The organism is Acidaminococcus hominis, from assembly GCF_900291475.1.
Taxonomy (GTDB): Bacteria; Bacillota; Negativicutes; order Acidaminococcales; family Acidaminococcaceae; genus Acidaminococcus; species Acidaminococcus hominis.
The window spans coordinates 1-3,484 of the sequence record NZ_OLMM01000012.1 but is presented as its reverse complement, the minus strand read 5'-3'; the positions used below and the strand labels follow the sequence as shown (position 1 = coordinate 3,484).

Annotated in this window: 4 protein-coding genes; 3 read left to right on the top strand and 1 reads right to left on the bottom strand. The window is 49.9% G+C overall.

The features are described from left to right. Positions 1-141 precede the first annotated feature (141 nt). Genes C7E10_RS11820 through C7E10_RS11810 form a run of 3 tightly spaced genes read left to right on the top strand, consistent with a single transcriptional unit; the run spans position 142 to position 2,827 of the window. The gene (locus C7E10_RS11820) at positions 142-777 is read left to right on the top strand and encodes a glycosyltransferase family 25 protein (RefSeq protein ID WP_160101909.1); all 636 of its coding nucleotides are present in this window, start codon (positions 142-144) and stop codon (positions 775-777) included. Next, a complete protein-coding gene (locus C7E10_RS11815; RefSeq protein WP_105327517.1) occupies positions 774-1,835 on the top strand; it encodes a glycosyltransferase family 9 protein in 1,062 nt (353 codons plus the stop codon). Before C7E10_RS11820 ends, C7E10_RS11815 begins: the two co-directional genes overlap by 4 nt. Next, entirely contained in the window at positions 1,832-2,827 is a 996-nt protein-coding gene (locus C7E10_RS11810; RefSeq protein WP_105327516.1) for a glycosyltransferase family 8 protein, read from the top strand. The genes C7E10_RS11815 and C7E10_RS11810 overlap by 4 nt, the downstream gene beginning before the upstream one ends. Positions 2,828-2,880: 53 nt before the next feature. Here C7E10_RS11810 and C7E10_RS11805 read toward each other — a convergent pair whose 3' ends face one another. Continuing rightward, complete coding sequence (locus C7E10_RS11805; RefSeq protein ID WP_105327515.1) at positions 2,881-3,216, bottom strand: alkaline phosphatase family protein; 336 nt, start codon at positions 3,214-3,216, stop codon at positions 2,881-2,883. Between the last annotated feature and the right edge of the window lie 268 nt (positions 3,217-3,484).

The following is a 3,484-nucleotide window of genomic DNA, read 5'->3' as shown; positions in this document are numbered from 1 at the left end:
AGAATGGATGTGATCCATCGTGATTGCTCCTTTGTTGATGATTTCTCGCAAAACCATTTTAGCATGAGGCTTCACTATGGATTTTTATTTTTTGATTAACTGTTCAAGTTCATTTTACAACTGACCCTAGAAAAATTACATGTGGATACAGGAATCATGAGTCTGGGTGAAGTAGGTTGTACGCTTCCCCATTTGGGTATCTACAGAAAATTATTGGAGTCTCAGGAACCCTATGTTTTTGTGTTTGAGGATGATGCATATCTTAATGCCGAATTTTTTAGAGATTTATCGGATTTGATGCATTTTTTGGATAATCATCCAGAGCCTATAGTTTTCTTGCTGCACAAAGTGATTGCTCATACCAAAACAAGAGTGAAAAGAGCTGGAAAACCGTTCATTCGTCACTGTTTAGCTGGCTCCGGTGGATATGGATACGCAATCAATCGAAAAGCAGCAGAAAATATGCTTCGCCTTCATACTTTTCCTCGTATGGAAATAGATGCATGGGCTCAGTATAAAAAATTAAACCTACTGGATATATTTTGCACAGAAGAAGATTTAGTCACAATTCATGAAGAAAACGATAGCAATTCGGTGATTGACCGTATTGCACCGCGTGCCCAAAAAGACCGTAAGTATTTGAAAAAAATGAAGCGGAAGAGAATGAAAAATTTTTACCGGACCATGTCCGGCCGGGAAAAAATGGTGATGCAGGCCAAACGGCTTTGGCATCATATTCAAGAATTTTATTATGATAAGGAAGTAAAGCCGGAATGACGTACCATAAAATCTTTTTGGATGGGATTATGCACATGGGGGATATGCTGATGACCGCCTCGGTGCTGCCCGTCCTGCGCAAGCACTGCCCCCATGCCCAGATTGTCTACCTGGCCAAAAAGGAATTGGCTTTTGTGGCGGAAATGCTGGAAGGGGTGGATCGGGTAATTCCCTACGGCTATCAAAGCGGCGGGGGGTACCGGGATGTGTACCGGCTGGGAAAAAAGCTGGGCCGGGAAGGTTTCGACTTGGGGATTTCCCTGGACCCCCGGGAACGGGTAACCCTGATGAAATGGATAGCCCGAATGCCGGAACGGCTGAGCCTGGAGCGGGGGCTGGGCTGGGAACTGGGCTGGGAAAAGCTGTTTTATACCCAGGACCTGCCCCTGCCGGCTGGGTGGAACTTTCAGGACCACAGTATGGCGGTGAACTTCCAGCAAATGCTGCGGCTGTTTTTCCAGGACCCAGATACCCAGTATGCCTGCGCCCATTTTAAGCCTTTTTCCCAGGAGGTAGAGGACTGGTGCAGGGCGCTGCTGACCCAGCAGCCAGGGAGCAAGCGGGTGGCCCTGTGCATCCAGTCCAGCAGTCCGTCCAAGGATTGGCCGGCAAAAAAGTTCAGCCAGATATGTAATTGGCTAATTGACAAGTATCAGGCAGTAGTATATATTACAGGTGTTTCCAGCCATGAAGCCAAAGCCAAGACCATTCTCAAGGGAATTTCCCGGCAGGAACAAGTGGTGGATTTGGTGGGAAAATCCTCTTTTCCCCAGTTGGCAGGCTTGTTATCCAAAATGGATCTGCTGCTGAGCCTGGATACGGGAACGGCCCATGTGGGCGGAGTGGCAGGCTGTCCTGTAATTACGCTCTTTACCCACAATTCCCCGGTGATCTATCAGGCTCCAGGGCTGCATTCCCTGGGCGTCAGCGGGCACCTTCCCTGTTCGGGAAAATACGTTTGCGTAGGTCCCAACCATTGTTCCAAAACGGACTGCGTAGACGCCATTACATTACCCATGGTCCAACAGGCCATAGAAAGCGTATTTGAAAAATCATGAAAACATTTGAGTCAGGCTTTTTTGCATTGGACCATTTCATTGCCAAGAAGGAAGACTTCGATTTTTTGGAAGCCGCTGCCAAAACTCCCTGGCACATTGCGTATAATGTCAATGATCCGTTCTTTTCCATTATGGGAGCCTCGGTGGTTTCCGTTCTGGAAAACAACCCGGACCAGCCGCTGGTGTTCCACCTGTTTACTGATGGGTACAGTCCGGAAAACCGGGACAAGGTCCAGCAGCTGGCTAAGCAGTGGCACTGCCGCTGCGTACTGTACGAACTTCATATGGAACCCTTCCAGGACTTTCATGTGAAGGTGGCCCGGTTCTCCCGGATTACCTATGGGCGGCTGTATATGCCCAAGGTCCTGAAGAGCCTGACGGACCGGTTCCTGTACTTGGACGCGGATACCATGGTGGCGGCCTCCCTGGCGCCGCTTTTTACTTTGGATATGACAGGCTATGCCATGGGCGCTGTATCGGAACGGCCCAAGGATGCAGCCTACCGGGGCGGCTATCTGAAGCTCAAGAACGGCAAGTACTTTAATGATGGGATTATGCTGGTGAATATTCCGGAATGGGAGAAGCAGGGGATTACGGAAAAGGCTTTCTCCTTCCAGAAGGAACCCCGGGAACGGTTCCTGGGGCAAAGCCAGGATGTGCTGAACCTGACCTTTGACGGCACCAACCTGTTTCTGCCGCCGGAGTACAATGAATTTGGCGGCGGGGAAGACGACCAGGGCCATGGAGTGATCATCCACTGGACCGGCCGCCGGAAGCCCTGGCAGATGGTGCTGGCCCCCTTTGATGCCCAGTGGCGGAAGTACAACGCCCTGTCCCCCTGGGAAACCCTGACCAATACTTTGCCCATCAAGAAACCGGAAAACTATCATGATTTCAAGCAATGGGCCAAGTTCCGGAAAAAGGACAGCTTCTCCGATTATCTTTGGGGAATGGCTTGGTATGCCTGGCTGAAGCTGCGCTATAAACTCTAAATACAAATGAAAATCCGAGCTGCAGAGGCATAAACCTTTGCGGCTCGGATTTTCTATTCTTCACTGATTTTCTTTTTCCCGTGGAGGGTGAGGGCATTGTCCTGGGTCAGCTGGTAATCCGGCTGGGTCAGGTCATGACGGGCATCGTAGAAATTGGAAGGGGCTTGGAGCAGGCCGGACATCGTATCAAACACCAGGTCATTGGTAAATATTGCTGACTCATGCTGGCGAAGGACTTTCACGGTTTCCGGGTAGGCTGCCTGGTAACTGGGGGATAGGTAGATCCACAGGGGAATCCGCACCATATTGAATTTGAAGGGGGAAGCCGTATGGGTCAGTTCTAGGTCTTCCCCGTGGTCGGAGAAATAGACCAGGGCTTGCAGCTGCAAACGGTTCTGGCCTTCCTGATAGATTTGCTGGAGAATGGAATCTGTATGGTGGAGGGAGCGCTGGTACCAGATTTCTTTTTCTTCTTTATCTAGCAGTTCCCAGCCCTGCGCCAGGCAGTACTCTTCTGGAATCCTCTGGTCATTGCATAAATCGGTGTAAGTTTACCGTCTGCACGGACTTTTTTTACCACCTTCTCGGAATTCTTTTACCACCCCACCGCACTAGTAGGCCATTAAGAGATTCAGCCAAAAGCTCTGCCGGATGGTT